Source organism: Actinomadura rubrisoli (assembly GCF_004349215.1).
Lineage (GTDB): Bacteria > Actinomycetota > Actinomycetes > Streptosporangiales > Streptosporangiaceae > Spirillospora > Spirillospora rubrisoli.
In genome coordinates this window covers 1-14,549 of the sequence record NZ_SMKU01000239.1, presented here as the reverse complement: position 1 = coordinate 14,549, position 14,549 = coordinate 1, and the positions used below count along the sequence as shown (strand labels likewise).

Here is a 14,549-nt window from a genome sequence, read left to right as displayed (position 1 = left end):
ACGCCCTCGTGCGTCCGGAAGGTCACCCGGAAGCCCATCGCATCGGTGAGAGCCTTCTCGGCGGCCGCCATCTGCTCGGGCAACTGGTCGATGCCCGGATGGGTGATGGCCAGGAAACTGCCCGGCGCCAAAGCGTCCAGCAACTCCCCGACGATCCGCCGCGGGTCCTCACCGTCCGGCACGCAATGCAAGACCGCGATCAGCAGCAGACCCACCGGCCGCCGGAAATCCAGCAGGTCAGCGGCCTCCTCCAAGATACGGCCGGTATCACGAAGGTCCGCATCGAGGAAAGCGGTCGGCGCACTGACACCAGCCAGCAATGCCCGGGCATGCGACAACACGGTCGGGTCGTTGTCGACATACACCACCCGGCTCTGCGGGCTCGCCTGCTGCGCGACCAGATGCGTGTTTCCAGAAGTGGGAATACCGGTACCGATGTCCAAGAACTGGGTGACGCCCTCCCCCACCATGAACCGCACCGCGCGCTGCAGGAACGCCCGGTTCGCCGCCACCCCCGGCTTGACCGTCGGCGTCGCCGCCATCACCCGCTCGGCCGCGACACGATCAACCGCGAAGTTGTCCTTGCCGCCCAGCCAGTAATCATAAATCCGTGCAATATGCGGAGTACGGACGTCGATCCCCGGAGGGACGCCCATCTCCTCCTCGGCGACCATGAGCACAGACTAGCCCGGAATGATCGAAATGTTCGTTTTCGGCCCTCTGCCGGGTTTCCTCATGCATGTCCGTTAGGGTTTGCGGCCGACCGCGCAGTAGAAGTCCATGTCCCGGTCGGCGTAGAGGGTGCCGGCGTCGGGGCGCCACTTGGGCAGCGGCACCAGCCCCGGCTCCAGCAGCTCCAGGCGTTCGAAGAAGCGCTCCAGGCCCGCGGCGCTGCGCATGACGATCGGGGTGGCGCCGCTGTCGTTCCACTTCCGGGCGACCTCGTCCATCGCCTCGGTGTTGGTCTCGTTGCTGGGGCAGGCGATCGCCAGGTGGGAGCCGGAGGGGAACGGTTCCAGGAGGCGGTTCACGACCGTGTACGCCTCGTCGGTGATGCTGAACTCCAGAATGCCCAGCAGCGTGATCAGCACCGGCTTGGAGAACTCCAGCGTGCGGGACGCCCCGTCCAGGATCGTCTGGGGGTCGTGGAGGTCGGCGTCGATGTAGTCGGTGGCGCCCTCGGGCGAACTGGTGAGCAGGGCCCGCGCGTGCGCCAGCACGATGGGGTCGTTGTCGACGTAGACGACCCGGCTCTCGGGGGCGAGCCGCTGCGCGACCTGGTGGGTGTTGTCGTTGGTGGGGATGCCGGTGCCGATGTCGAGGAACTGCCGGACGCCCGCCTCGGTGATCACATGGCGGACCACGCGGCCGAGGAACTCGCGGTCGGCGCGCGCCCACAGCACCACCTCGGGGATGGTCTCCCCCAGCTGGTCGCCCACCTCGCAGTCGGCGGGATAATGGTCCTTCCCGCCGAGCCAGTAATCCCACACCCGTGCTGGGTGCGCCACGCTGGTGTCGATCGGGATCTCCGGCTCCTGGCCGGGGGCGTACGCGTCGCCGGTCACGGCTTCGCCTCCCACAAGGGTTTCGGCGGTTCGAGGGTCCACGCTTCCCTGACGGTGTCCAAGCAGCTAATTCTGTCCGCGCTGTGAGGAAACTGCAATGAGGACGGCCATCGCGGCGAAAGCCGACAATGGCTCCCGCTTAGCGCAGCCCGTCGAGCATGGCCGTCAGCAACTCCTTAGTGGCCCCCGGCGGGGACGCATTGACCGACTGCCGGTCCAAGTGCCGCTTGTAGACCAGCAGGTCGGTGGTCTTGTCCAGGTACAGCGCGCTGGTCAGCTGCTCGATGTACACCACGTCCGGCAGGCTCGGCTCGGCGAACCGCAGCAGCGAGAACGCCCCGCCCATCGCCGTCACCGCGCTTCGCGACGGCGGGACGATCTGGAGCGTGACCCCCTTCGAGCCGACCGCGTCGATCAGGGCGGCGATCTGGGCCCGCATGATCTCCCGGTCGCCGATGGGATGGCGCAGCGCCGCCTCGTCCACCAGCACCCACAGCTGCGGCGGTTCCGGGCGGCGCAGGATCCGCTGCCGCCGCGTCAGCACCTTCACCCGGCGCTCGATCTCGGTCGCGGACGCCAGGGGGTGGCCGAGTTCGAGCGCGGCGCGGGCATAGTCCTCGGTCTGCAGCAGCTCCGGGACGAATCGCGTCTCGTGGACGCGCAGCGCGGACGCCGCCTCCTCCAGCCCGATGTAGACCTCGAACCACGGCGGCAGGATGTCGTTGTAGCGCTGCCACCAGCCCGGCCGGTTCGCCCGCTCGGCCAGGTCCAGCAGGGGCTCGCGCTCCTCCGCCGCGACCACGCCGTACAGGGTGAGCAGGTCGGCGACGTCGCGCTTCTTGAACCCGACCCGTCCGAGCTCCAGCCGGCTGATCTTGGAGGGTGAGGCGCGGATGGCCTCCCCGGCGTCCTTGGGCGAGATCCCCTTGGTCTCGCGCAGCCGCCGGAGCTGGCCGCCGAGCAGGATGCGCAGCACCGTGGGACCGCTGTGGGCCGGATCGTGCACACGGGGTCTCGGCTCCGGCACGCCATCCGGTTGAAGTGCTTTCACTACCGCTCCCGCACACACTGAACGGTGCGCCTCGACTGCAGACTGTGATGTCCACACTAATACCGACGCGCCGCGCAAGCGGTCATCTTCGCCACCGACGGCCGGTTTGTCAGCGGAGAGAAGCCGACGTTCCAGGGATGGAGCACAAGACCGATGAGTTCTTGTCCTGAGGGTGGTCGGTACCGGCATGACTACGCAGACACTGGAGATTCCCGGGGCCGACCTCGTCTACGACGTTCGCGGGCCGCTGCCGGCGGACGGCGGACTGGCGCCGCTGGTCATGGTCGGCCAGCCGATGGACGCCGGCGGCTTCGCCACGCTGGCGTCGCACCTCCCCGAGCGCACCGTGGTCACCTACGACCCGCGCGGGCTCGGCCGGAGCACCCGCAAGGACGGCCGGATCGACCATGCACCCGAAGTCCAGGCCGGCGACGTGCACGCCGTCATCGAGGCGCTCGGGGCGGGCCCGGTCGAGATGTTCGCGAGCAGCGGCGGGGCGGTGACCGCGCTCGCGCTCGTGGCCGCGTACCCCGATGACGTGACGACCCTGGTGGCGCATGAGCCGCCGCTCCTCGCGCTGCTCCCCGACGCGCGGGCCGCCGAGCGCGCCCAGGCCGGCGTCCGGGACGCCTACCAGGCCAAGGGGTCGGGGGCAGGCATGGCCGCCTTCATCGCGATGACGTCGTGGCAGGGCGAGTTCACCGACGCCTACTTCGCCCAGCCCGCGCCGGACCCGGCGGCGTTCGGGCTGCCGGCCGAGGACGACGGCTCCCGTGACGATCCGCTGCTCTCCGACCGGTCCTGGGCGGTCACCGGCTACCGGCCCGACGTCGGCGCGCTCACCGCGGCGCCGACGCGGGTGGTGATCGCGGTGGGCGAGGAGTCCGCGGGCACCGTCACCGCACGCACAGCGGTGGCGGTGGCCGAACTGCTCGGTCAGGAGGCGACGGTGTTCCCGAGCCACCACGGCGGCTTCGCCGGTCCCGAGTACGGCTACCCCGGGAAGCCCGAGGCGTTCGCGCGCAGGCTGCGCGAGGTGCTCGACGGCGGCTGACCGTCCCAGGGCTAGGGCGCGAGGGCGCGTGCGTGGGCGGCGAGCACGTGCGTGAGCAGGGCCGGGGGGCGCGAGCCGTCGCCGCCGTCCGGGAGGACCTCCGGGGTGAGCGTCCAGTCGTTGCCCACCCACGAGTCGCCGATCGTGCCCTGGCTGGACGGGAGGTTGTTGCAGGACTGCTGGACGCGGACGGCGCGCACGGAGTCGGCGGCCAGTGTGTCGGTCTCCACCAGCAGCACCGGGACCCCGACGAGCGGCCCGTCCTCGACCAGGCGCAGCAGCTGGTGCGTGTCCTCGCCGTCGAGGGCGGCGCCCGCGTCCATGATCACCACCAGCCGCACCGCCGGGCCGCCGGCCGGACCGGCGGGCGGGTCGCCGTCCGGGTCGCCGATCCGGCGCAGGTCCACGAGGTCGAGGAGCCGCCGGAGCCGCTCGGACGCGGCCGGGCCGGTGGCGACCCCGCCGCCCAGCAGCCGAGCGCCGCCGGCCGGGTCGAGCTTGTTCAGCCAGCCGGCGCCCGACAGCCCCACCGCGTCGATCACCTCCAGGCCGACCAGCCCGGGCGGGACGGCGGCCAGGAACCGGGTCACCAGCGACCAGGCGTAGGCGGCCGCGTCGCCGGGCGCCGTGCCCCGCGAGATCCACACGGCGCGCCGCCACGGCACCCGCAGGACGAGCGGCACCCGCAGGTCGGGCAACTCGGGGGTGGACAGCCGTCCCAGCAGCACCCCCTCGGCCAGGTCGACGCGGGGCCGCCAGGTCAGCCAGGAGGGCGCGTCGAACGGCGCCGCCTCGGCGGTGACGTGCGGCTCCACCCGGGCCAGCTCGTCGCGCAGCTGCGCGGCGTCGGCGCGCAGCCGCTGGTCGGCGGCCGCCATGAGCTGGTCGAAGCGCCCGCGCGGCGCCCGTCCGGTGACCTCGTCGTTGCGGATGTTGAGCGCGTGGTCGGTGGACGAGCGGAACGCGGCCAGCGAGCGGCTCGCGTCCTCCCAGACCAGCCAGGCCCGTTCGAGGTAGCCGACCTCCGCTGAGGACGGCGCCTGCGGTGCGGACGGCGTCTGCCGCGCCGATGGCGTCCGCGGTGCGGGTACCCCCTGCGGTGCGGACGGTATCTGCGGTGCCGATGGCGTCTGCGGGGCGGGGTTCCCAACGGCCGGGCCGGGGGGCGGGGTTCCCATGGCGGTCTCCGCCTCGCCCGGGTCGTCCACCTCGACGCCGTGCGCCTCGACCAGCTCGGCCAGCCCGCCCGCGTAGCCCTGCCCGACGGCGCGCACCTTCCACCGGTCGTTCCGGCGGTAGACCTCCAGCCCGATGATCGCCTTCTCCGGGCCCAGTCCGGCGACCGTGAACCGCGCCATCGGGTCCCCGCCGGACGCGGCGAGCTGGACCTGCGGCGGCGGAACCGTCCCGAACGCGACCCCGCCTCCGGTCAGGCTGACCGCGATGAGCACCGCCTGAGCGTCCGCCGGGACGGCGTCGAGGTCGAGGTCGACGCGCTGGCGGCCGCCGCCGTCGGCCCAGCGGACGCCGGGCGCCTCGGGGGCGTTGAAGAACACCAGGTCGGCGTCGGAGCGCACGCGCAGGTCCGGGCCCACCACCAGGGCGCTGACGTCCACGGGCACGGCGCAGGACACGGTGGCGGTGACGCGCCGGGCGGGCAGCGGGCCGTTGGCGCCGGGCGAGAGTTCGAGCATCGCGGGTCAGGCCAGCCCGACGATCGTCGGCAGCATGTCCTCGAAGGTCCGGCCGTGGCACGGCTCGCCGATCGCGTTCATCTTCCATGCCTCGCCGTGCCGGTAGAGCCGGGCCATCACCATCGCGGTGTGGGCGCCTCCGCCGGTCAGCGTGTACCGGGCCAGCTCGCCGCCGTCCGTCTCGTTGACCAGGCGGCAGAAGGCGTTGTCCACCTCGTCGAAGGTCTGCCCGTTGAACGAGCTGACGGTGAACACCAGCGAGCTGACGTGCACCGGCAGCCGGGCCAGATCGACGATCACCGACTCGTCGTCGCCGTCGCCCGCGCCGGTCAGGTTGTCCCCGGTGTGCCTGACCGAGCCGTCGTCGCTGACCAGCTTGCCGAAGAAGACCACGTCGGCGAGGCGGCCGTCGGCGAAGAGCACGCAGGAGGCGTCGAGGTCGATCTCCCGCTCCCGGGAGCCGAAGAAGCCCTTCTTCCGCACCGCGTCCCAGCCCAGGCCCATCCGGACCATGCTCAGCGCCCCGCCGGGCTTCTCCAGCGAGATCCGCTGGCCCTTCGTCATCGAGACGGTCACAACCGTCGCCTCCTCATGTCCCCTGTGCCGCGCGCTCCCCGAGAGCGCCGCGCCGACGGCATCCCGATCACCTCAAAGGCGAGCAAGGTGCGACGAAAGCCTTGCAGCCCGGCCACCCGGTTGTCACCTGGACGCGGCACGACGGCCGGACCACCCTATTTCCTACTAATCATATTGATATAGTTTGGTACGCCTGGATGCCGCACGGTGAGGTGAGGTCATGGCGTTGCCGGACTTTCTGGTGATGGGTGCTCCGAAGGCCGGGACCACGGCCCTGCACGCGGCGTTGGACCGGCACCCGGCGCTGTACATGTCGCCGGTGAAGGAGCCCAAGTTCTTCCTCACCGACGGGCCGCCCCCGACGCGGGGCGGCCCCGGAGACGCGCAGACCTACCGCGAGCACGTCTGGCGCCGGGCGGACTACGAGGCGCTGTTCGACGACGCGCCGCCGGGGACACTGCGGGGCGAGTCGACGCCGTTCTACCTGTACGACCGCGCCGCCCAGCGCCGCATCCGGGCGCTGATCCCCGGGGCGAAGCTGATCGCGATCCTGCGCGACCCGGTGGAGCGGGCCCACTCCAACTGGACGCACCTGTGGTCGGCGGGGCTGGAGCCCATCGAGGACGTGGTCCGCGCCTGCCGGGAGGAAGAGTGCCGCATCGACGCGGGCTGGGCCGACTTCTGGCACTACATCGGGCTGGGACGGTACGGCGAGCAGCTGACGCACCTGTACACGCTGTTCCCCCGGGAGCAGGTCCTGGTCTTCCGCTACCGCGATCTGCTGGAGCGGCCCGCGCAGGCCCTCGATCGGATCTGCGCCTTCCTCGGCGTCCAGCCGGGCGTCGTCACCGAGGTGCCGCGGGAGAACGTCACCGCGCATCCCGATCGCACGGTGCGCCACCGGGTGCTGTCGCGGGCGGTGCGCACCGGCGTGGTCGCCGGATCGCTGCTCCCGGGCGACCTGGCCATCCGGGTCACCGCGCAACTCGAACGCGCCCTCCAGCGCAACGGCCGGCCGCGGCGGCCGCTGACCTGGGAGCAGCGCCAGGCCCTCATCCCGTACTTCGCCTCCGACATCCGGCGGCTGGAGAAGGCCACCGGGGAGGTCTTCGAGGACTGGCTGGAGCCGCGCGACAGCTCCGGCGGCCTGGTGGGCGCCAGGCCGCCCGGGCAGGGCCAGGCCCGCAACGGCCGGCGCCGCCGTTGACCCTGTCGGCGCCGTTGTCGCTGTTGGCCCTGTCGCCGCCGTTGACGCCGTGGAGTTCAGCGCAGCTCGGCCCTGAGCTCGTGCGCTCCGTCCGGACGGGTCAGCTCGTAGAACAGGCGGTGGCGGCCATCGGAGGTGCGCAGGATGTCCAGGTAGCGCAGCCCCCCGCCACGGTGCGGGGACTCGGCCCACGGCGCCGATCCGACCGCCGCCAGTGCGCCGGGGTCGCCGCCGGTGGCGATGCCGGTGCGCTCCTCGCAGTTCTCCAGCGCGCTGGCCCGCCCGTCGTAGGCGGCGACGACCGTCCCGGACGTGAAGCGCACCGCGCTGACCCGGACGCCCCGCGAGTCCCACGCGCCGGCCCGCCGCCCGAGAGCCGGGCCGCGCCAGGTCCACTCCAGCCCGTCGGCGCTGGTGGCGTACTCGGTGACCATCTGGTCGGCCTGGTCGGGCTCGTCCAGCGGATGACAGGAGGCCCACAGGTGCCAGAGGCCGTCGCGCTCGACGATCACCGGGTCCTTCACCCCCGTCCGGGCGTCCCCGGGAAGGACCACCCGCCTGTCGCGCGCGCTGAACCCGGCGGGGTCGCCGGCTTCGAGCACCTCCACGCGCCAGTGCTTGGTGCCCGCCGTGGCGCAGCTCAGGTACAGCCGCCACCTTCCCTCCCGGGTGCGGACGAGGGCGGGCCGCTCCAGCGACTCGGCGTCCATCTCGTCCTTGCCGATCGTCACGAGCGTCTCGAAGCGGCGGCCGTCGTCCGAGCAGGCGACCACGATCGCGTAGCCGCGCCCTTCCCCGATCGGCCGGCGCAGCCGGTAGGCGAGGTAGATGCGCCCATCGCTCTCGACCGCGCTGGGCGCCCCCGCCCAGTACCCCTCGCCGTCGCCCGGCGGTCCCACGACGACCGTCGACCGTTCCGGACGGGGGAGCAGCGCATGGAACTCAGATTCCCTTGTTTTCATGTCGAAATAATAGAGTACTCGCTACACGGAGGAATCTCCATTTACATCTTGCAGACGGAGGAATCTCCGTCTAGGCTTCCCGGTATTCGAGGGTGCCGGCGACGGGCCGGGACCGGTGGGAAGGTGAGGTGGGCATGTCCCCGAAGATCGCGGTGATCTACTACTCCTCGACCGGGAGCGTGCACGCGCTGGCCGGCGCGCTCGCTGAGGGGGCCGAGAAGGCCGGAGCGGAAGTGCGGGTCCGGCGGGTGTCGGAGCTGGCGGACGACTCGGCGATCGACTCCAACCCCGCGTGGCGGGCGCATGTGGAGCAGACCGGGAACATCCCGATCGCCGACCACGACGATCTGCGCTGGGCGGACGGGTACGCGTTCGGCACGCCGACCCGGTTCGGGAACGTGGCGGCGCAGCTCAAGCAGTTCCTCGACACGACGGGCCAGCTGTGGCTGGACGGGACGTTCACCAGCAAGCCCTTCACCGGCTTCACCAGCACGATCAACCTGCACGGCGGCAGCGAGGCGACGCTGATCGCGCTGTACCTCCAGGCGTTCCACTGGGGGTCGGTGCTGGTGCCGCCGGGCTACAACGACGCGAGCGTCCCGGACGCCTACGGCAACCCGTACGGGGTGTCGCACCCGACGAAGGTCGGCGGGGAGATCCCGGACGAGAAGGCGCTGGCGGCGGCGCGGTTCCAGGGCCAGTACCTGACGACCATCACCGGCCAGCTCCTGGCCGGCCAGCGCAACTAGATGGACGCTGCCGACCTGGTCGGGCAGTGGGAGCTCGTCTCGATGGCCGAGTTCGACGAGGACGGACGGCCCCAGGACGGGCCGCTCGGCCCGGCCGCGCGCGGAAGGCTCTACTACGGGGCGGACGGCTACATGTCGGTCCACCTCATGCGGGGCGACTCCGAGCCCGGCTACATCGGCTACAGCGGAGGCTGGCGGCTGGAGGACGGCCGGATCGTGCACCGGGTGGCGGTCTCCTCCGATCCCTCGTGGGTCGGAGGGGACCAGGTCCGGAGCGCCGAGATGGTCCGGGGGCTGCTCGTCCTCGGCCGGCGGGACGGCACGTTCCGGGCCCGGCTCGCCTGGCGGCGGCTTCCGGTGGGCGATCTGGGCCCCGGTTAGACTCCGATCCCGGCGGACGGGCGGAGGAGATGCGGCGTGACCATGCGATACATCACCGGGACCCTGCCGGTCGTCGGGCAGGGGCCGTCCGAGCGCGCAGACGCCGCCCGGAGCCGGCGCAAGATCCTGCGGGCCACCGCCGAGCTGGTCGCCCAGCGCGGCGCCGAGAAGCTGTCCCTGGACGAGGTCGCCCAGGTGGCCCAGGTCGGCGTCGGAACGGTCTACCGGCGGTTCGGCGACCGCGCCGGGCTGCTGCTCGCGCTGCTGGACAGCAGCGAGCGGCGTTTCCAGGAGGCGTTCATCCAGGGCCCGCCGCCGCTCGGGCCGGGCGCTCCCCCGGCGGAGCGGATCCGCGCGTTCCTGCACGCCATCGTCGACCAGGTGGAGGAGCACCCGGACCTGCGGCTGGTCACCGAGGGCGCCGCGCCGGAGGTCCGGTACGGCTCGGGCAACCACGCGATCCGCCGGCTCCACCTGGTCACGCTGCTCAGCGAGATCGTGCCGGAGGCGGACGTCCGCTATCTGGCCGAGGCCCTGCTCGCCCCGCTCACCCCGAGCCTGATCATCTACCAGCGCCGGCATCAAGGACTCTCGGTCGACGAGATCAAGTCGGGTCTCGACGGCCTTCTCGAACTGATCCGCGCCCGTCCCTGAGGCGGGCGCGGAGCACCGCACCCGAAGGGCGGCCATGGCGACGAACGAGGAACTCCTTCGCAGCTTCTACTCCGCGTCCGGCCGCGGCGACCCCGGCGCCGCGTCACAGGTGTTCGCGGACGGCGTTCCGCCCGTCTCGCTGCGTCCGCTCCCGGAGAACGTCCGGCCGGAGGCGCGGGAGTTCGTTGCGGCGCCCGGCGAGCGGGTCGTCGTGCTCGGCGACTACCGGGTGGGCGGGGAGGCGGTGCCGTTCGTCCACACGTGGCGGTTCGCCGGCGGGAAGGCCGTGGACGTGGCCGACGTGCACGACAGCGCCCGTCTTCAGGCATTGGCCGCGGGCGACGACGACGGCGGGCTGCGGGAGATGGCCACCGGCTTCATGAGCGCGCAGGTCCTGCACGCGGCCGTCGAGACCGGCGTGTTCACGGCGCTCCGGCACGGCCCGCTGGACGGCGAGCGGCTCCGGCGGCGCCTGGGGCTGCACCAGCGGGGCGCGCGGGACTTCTTCGACGTGCTCGCCGCCCTCGGGCTCCTCGAACGGCGGGACGGGCTCTACGCCAACACGCCCCTGACCACCGCCCATCTCAGCGACACCGAGGCGGACTCCTATCTGGGCGGGCTGCTGGAGTTCATCGGGAGCCACTGGTACTGGTCGTGGGGGAAGCTCGCCGACGCGTTGCGCACCGGAAGGTCGCAGTCGTACGGGGGCGTGTTCCCCTATGACGCGATCCAGGCGGACCCCGAGCTCGCGGAGCGCTTCCAGCGGGCGATGTTCGCGGCCTCCACCGCGCTCCGGGCCGCGATAGCCGGGGGCTTCGAGTGGGAGCGGGTCGGCACGGTCGCCGACATCGGATGCGCGGACGGGTCGCTGCTCGCCCGGCTGCTCAGCGCGCATCCGCACCTGCGCGGGATCGGGTTCGACCTGCCGGCGGGCGCGCCCGGCTTCCACAGGACCGTCGCGCGGCACGCGCTGGAGGACCGGACGCGCTTCGTCGCCGGGGACTTCCGGGCCGCGCCGCTCCCCCGCGCCGACGCCCTGCTGTTCGCGCACATCCTGATCGACTGGGACGACGATTCCCGGCACATGCTGCTGGCCAAGGCGTACCAGGCGCTGCCCGAGGGCGGCACGATCCTCATCGTGGACACGCTGGTCGAGGGGACGCGGGGGGCGGAGAGCGCCGCCGGGCTGCTGGTCAGCCTGCACATGCTGGTCGACCAGCGGGGCGGTCCGAGCTACAGCGCCGAGGAGTGCTTCGGGTGGCTCGGCAAGGCCGGGTTCCGCGACTGCCGGGTCCGGCCCCTGTCGGGGTTCGACCGGCTCGTCACCGCCGTCAAGTAACACGCCGTCACACAGCCGGGCGTCACGTAGCCCGGCGCGGGGCGAGCCGGGCGCTCAGGTCGTCGATCAGCGCCGCGGCCCCTTCCGGGCTCGCCGCCGTGCCGAACACGGCGAAATCGGGCCGGACGAGCATCGCCCGCGCGGACCGTCCGGCCAGGTAGGCCGTGTACGCGCCGGCCACGTCGATCACTTCGTCGGCGGCGGCCGGGCGCGCGGCCGCCCGTGCGCCCGGCCGCGCGCCTGCGGGGACGGCATGGACGACGTGCGCGCCGAGCTTCTCCAGGAACGCGCGGCGGCCCTCGTCGAGCAGCTCCGCGACGGGATCGGCGGAGATCAGCGCGAAACCCGTTCCGACGATCTCGTCGAACCGGCCCGTCGTGCCGTGTGCGCCTACGGTGCCGTTCGGCGCCAGGTCTCCTCCGGTGGCGTGCAGCAGCCCGCCGGACAGCGCCTGGACCTCCAGCACCGCCTGCTGCGACCCGCCCGCCGCCCGCAGCTCGGCGGTCATCTCCGCGTCGCGCCGGGCGGCGATGCCCGGGTCCGGCTCGCAGATGACGCGGCCGAGCTCCACCGAGCGGAGGATCGCGTGCTGGACGTGTTCGCGGCGCTCCTCGGTGTAGGTGTCCAGCACGTCGTCGTCCGCCAGGCCCGCGAGGACCAGGTCCAGCTTCCACGCCAGGTTCGCGGCGTCCCGGAACCCCGAGCACATCCCCTGCCCCGCGAACGGCGGCATGAGGTGGGCGGCGTCCCCGGCCAGCAGCAGCCGCCCCTTCCGCCACTCGGCGGCGTGGCCCGCCTTGAACGTGTAGACGGCGTGCCGGTCGAGCGTCGCGTTCTCCGGGGTCTCGCCCTCCTGGGCGAGCAGTTTCCACGCCGCCTCGGGGCTGTCGAGGTCCGCCGCCGTCTCGCCGCCGACCCGCATGAACTCCCATCGGCGGTGCCCGGGACCCGCCGCGACCGAGGTGCGAGGACGGGCCGGATCGCAGATCTGCAGGTTGTCGGGGACGTAGTCGCGCGGCGTCGTGGGCGTGATGTCGCAGATCAGCCAGTCGTAGCTGAAGCCCAGCTCGGTGAACCGGGTGCCCATCGCCGAACGCACGAAGCTGTTGGCCCCGTCGCAGCCCACCAGCCAGTCCGCCTCGACCCGCAGCGGGCCCCGGCCGTGGCCGCCGGAGCCCTGGCCGTGGCCCCTGGGCTCGGCGATCAACCGCACCGAGCCCCCTCGGTCGGCGATCTCCGTCGCCTCGTAGCCCCGGAGCACGCGCAGCCCCGGCAGCTCCGCGCCCCGCGCGATCAGCGCGTCCTCCAGGCCGGGCTGGTACATGGACGTCACCATCGGCCAGCCCTGGGGGCTGATGCGGTCCAGGCCCGTGAAGTTCAGCAGGTCCTCGCCCGCGCGGTTGCGCCACACGTAGTCGCCGAGGGGCCGCCCGTGCTCGCCGAGCGACGGGTCGATCCCGGCCGAGGCGAGGATGCGCGCCGACTCGCCGTCGTAGGCCACCGCGCGCGGCAGGGCGTACGGGCGTTCCCAGCGTTCGACCACGACGACGCTCCGGCCGCGCTGGGCGAGGAGGGCGGCGAGCGTCTGCCCGATCGGGCCGTGCCCGACGATCGCGACATCGGCTTGGAGTTCAGTGGTCACCGGCGGGCACTCCCAGGATGCGGTCCGTCGCGGCCTGGAACTCGGCCGGGTCCACCAGGACGCGGGTCTGCTGGACGCCGTCGTCCACGGTCGTGAGGATCCGGCCGATGAGGACCGACTGCCCGCGTCCGGTGGCGCGGGCCCGCATGACCGTGGCCGCCGCGACCAGCTCGCCCGTGGCGGCGCGGCGGCCCATGCCGGCGGGCCCATCGTTCCAGTCGGCGAACGCGCGCGGGCGCGGCGTCAGCCGGTAGAGGGCGTGCCAGTCGCCGTCCCGCGCCTTGCGCTCGACCACGAGCCGGTCGCCGTCCCCGGTGACCCGGTAGCGGCAGCCGTGCTGCTCCTGGACGCCGCCCGTCACGCGCAGCGGCTCGATGAAGCCGGGCCCGGCGAACCCCACGTCCACCAGCCACAGCTCGCCCAGGAGCCGGACGCCGAGCAGAAGGTGCGCCTCGGCGTCGCTGAACCGGCCGTCTGGCTCCCACAGCGCCGCCGAATAGATCTCGGGCTCGAACCCGAGCGCGCCGAGCAGCCGGTGGAAGGAGCCGCTCAGCTCCAGGCAGTTGCCGCCGCGCCCGCCGAGGACCGCCGCGCCGAACACCGCGTCGAGGTCGATGTCGGCGGCGATGAGCCCCGACTCGCCGCGCCCCACCCACACCGAGTTGTCGTACGGGACGCGTTCCATGTGGCGCCGGTGCAGTTCCCGCAGGGCCCGGGGGGTGCGGTCCACGGGGCCGGGGTATCCGATCCCGGACAGATACGATTCCGCGTTGAACATGTCAGGCCGTACTCTCCGTGGTCAGCTGGTCCAGCAGATGCTCGGCGAGCATCTGGGGTGTGACGAAGTCGAAGACGAGAGTCGCGGGCAGCTTCAGGCCCGTCCGGCCGGAGAGCCGGTTGCGCAGCTCGGTCGCTCGCAAGGAGTTGAACCCCGCCTCGAAGAACGCCGCGTCGGGAGTCAGCGACGGTTCGGTCTCGCCCAGCGCGGCGGCGGCCTCGTCCCGGACGAGGTCGAGGAGCGCGGCGAGCCGGTCTTCCTCGGGACGGTCCGCCAGCCGCTCGGCGAGCGGCTTCTCGGTCGGCGGCCGTTCGGTCACCGGCGTCTCGGTTCCGGCGCGGGGCAGGGTCGTCGTCGGCCAGAAGCGCTGATGCTGAAAGGCGTAGGTGGGGAGCGGGATGCGGCGCGGTGTGGTGCCGTGGAATGCGCCCGTCCAGTCGATGGGGACTCCGGCGGTCCACAGTTGTGCGGCCGAGGCGTATACCCGGTCCAGGTCGCCGTCGTCGCGGCGCAGCGTCCCGGCCACGACACCCCCGGTCGTGTCTAGAACCTCTTCGATGCTGCTGGTCAGGACCGGATGCGAACTGGACTCCACGAAGACCCGGTGGCCCTGCTCGGCCAGCGCCTCCACCGCCGCCCCGAACCGCACCGGCTGCCGCAGATTCCGGTACCAGTACCCGGCGTCAAGGGAGTCGTCGTGCACCCACCTCCCGTCGCCCGTGGAGAAGAACGGCACCTTCGGGGGCCGGGGCCGCACCTCGGCCAGGGCCTCCAGGAGCTGGTCGTGGATGGACTCCACTTGCGCGGAATGTGAGGCGTAGTCCACGGCGATCCGGCGGACGCGGACCCCGTCGGCCTCGCACCCCGCCACCACCTCGTCCAACGCCTCCGGCACCC

At 72.6% G+C, this 14,549-nt stretch carries 15 protein-coding genes; 6 read left to right on the top strand and 9 right to left on the bottom strand.

Features of this window, described 5'->3' with window-relative positions; all coding sequences use genetic code 11:
* From E1298_RS32805 to E1298_RS32795, 3 genes are all read right to left on the bottom strand, one after another.
* A partial coding sequence (locus E1298_RS32805; protein WP_207944978.1) for an SAM-dependent methyltransferase occupies positions 1-674 on the bottom strand: 674 nt, incomplete at its 3' end.
* 72 nt (positions 675-746) lie between these two features.
* Entirely contained in the window at positions 747-1,565 is an 819-nt protein-coding gene (locus tag E1298_RS32800; protein ID WP_207944977.1) for an SAM-dependent methyltransferase, read from the bottom strand.
* A 139-nt stretch (positions 1,566-1,704) separates the two neighbouring features.
* Positions 1,705-2,571 (bottom strand): helix-turn-helix domain-containing protein, encoded by an 867-nt coding sequence (locus tag E1298_RS32795; RefSeq protein ID WP_243725952.1) that lies wholly within the window; start codon positions 2,569-2,571, stop codon positions 1,705-1,707.
* Positions 2,572-2,803: 232 nt separating this feature from the next.
* Here E1298_RS32795 and E1298_RS32790 point away from each other — a divergent pair, with 232 nt between their 5' ends.
* On the top strand, positions 2,804-3,670 hold the full coding sequence (locus tag E1298_RS32790) for an alpha/beta fold hydrolase (RefSeq protein WP_131900208.1): 867 nt from the start codon (positions 2,804-2,806) through the stop codon (positions 3,668-3,670).
* Positions 3,671-3,681: 11 nt separating this feature from the next.
* Here the strand turns inward: E1298_RS32790 and E1298_RS32785 are convergent, their stop codons facing one another.
* Positions 3,682-5,364, bottom strand: coding sequence for a TerD family protein (locus tag E1298_RS32785; RefSeq protein ID WP_131900206.1), 1,683 nt, complete (start codon positions 5,362-5,364; stop codon positions 3,682-3,684).
* Between the two features lie 6 nt (positions 5,365-5,370).
* A complete protein-coding gene (locus tag E1298_RS32780) occupies positions 5,371-5,940 on the bottom strand; it encodes a TerD family protein (RefSeq protein WP_131900204.1) in 570 nt (189 codons plus the stop codon).
* Positions 5,941-6,160: 220 nt separating this feature from the next.
* On the opposite strand from E1298_RS32780, the gene E1298_RS32775 reads away from it, so the two are divergent.
* Positions 6,161-7,147, top strand: coding sequence for a sulfotransferase family protein (locus tag E1298_RS32775; RefSeq protein WP_131900202.1), 987 nt, complete (start codon positions 6,161-6,163; stop codon positions 7,145-7,147).
* Positions 7,148-7,203: 56 nt separating this feature from the next.
* Here E1298_RS32775 and E1298_RS32770 read toward each other — a convergent pair whose 3' ends face one another.
* Complete coding sequence (locus E1298_RS32770; RefSeq protein ID WP_131900200.1) at positions 7,204-8,109, bottom strand: hypothetical protein; 906 nt, start codon at positions 8,107-8,109, stop codon at positions 7,204-7,206.
* A 134-nt stretch (positions 8,110-8,243) separates the two neighbouring features.
* Between E1298_RS32770 and wrbA the strand changes: the two genes are divergently transcribed.
* From wrbA to E1298_RS32750, 4 genes are read left to right on the top strand one after another with little or no spacing between them, the layout of a single operon-like run.
* Positions 8,244-8,858 carry an NAD(P)H:quinone oxidoreductase gene (gene wrbA / locus E1298_RS32765; RefSeq protein WP_131900198.1) on the top strand — a complete coding sequence of 205 codons (615 nt, stop codon included), beginning with the start codon at positions 8,244-8,246 and terminating at the stop codon, positions 8,856-8,858.
* On the top strand, positions 8,859-9,239 hold the full coding sequence (locus E1298_RS32760) for a lipocalin-like domain-containing protein (protein WP_131900196.1): 381 nt from the start codon (positions 8,859-8,861) through the stop codon (positions 9,237-9,239).
* 42 nt (positions 9,240-9,281) lie between these two features.
* Positions 9,282-9,893 (top strand): TetR/AcrR family transcriptional regulator, encoded by a 612-nt coding sequence (locus tag E1298_RS32755; protein ID WP_131900214.1) that lies wholly within the window; start codon positions 9,282-9,284, stop codon positions 9,891-9,893.
* A 34-nt stretch (positions 9,894-9,927) separates the two neighbouring features.
* Positions 9,928-11,232, top strand: a complete 1,305-nt coding sequence (locus E1298_RS32750; protein WP_207944976.1) for a methyltransferase — start codon at positions 9,928-9,930, stop codon at positions 11,230-11,232.
* Between the two features lie 22 nt (positions 11,233-11,254).
* Here E1298_RS32750 and mhpA read toward each other — a convergent pair whose 3' ends face one another.
* The 3 genes from mhpA to E1298_RS48625 form a co-directional block, all read right to left on the bottom strand.
* Positions 11,255-12,874: a bifunctional 3-(3-hydroxy-phenyl)propionate/3-hydroxycinnamic acid hydroxylase MhpA gene (gene mhpA / locus E1298_RS32745; protein WP_131900194.1), complete on the bottom strand. Its 1,620-nt coding sequence runs from the start codon at positions 12,872-12,874 to the stop codon at positions 11,255-11,257.
* A complete protein-coding gene (locus E1298_RS32740) occupies positions 12,864-13,604 on the bottom strand; it encodes an arylamine N-acetyltransferase family protein (protein ID WP_207944975.1) in 741 nt (246 codons plus the stop codon). The genes mhpA and E1298_RS32740 overlap by 11 nt, the downstream gene beginning before the upstream one ends.
* A 49-nt stretch (positions 13,605-13,653) precedes the next feature.
* A partial coding sequence (locus E1298_RS48625; RefSeq protein WP_165975791.1) for an acyltransferase domain-containing protein occupies positions 13,654-14,549 on the bottom strand: 896 nt, incomplete at its 5' end.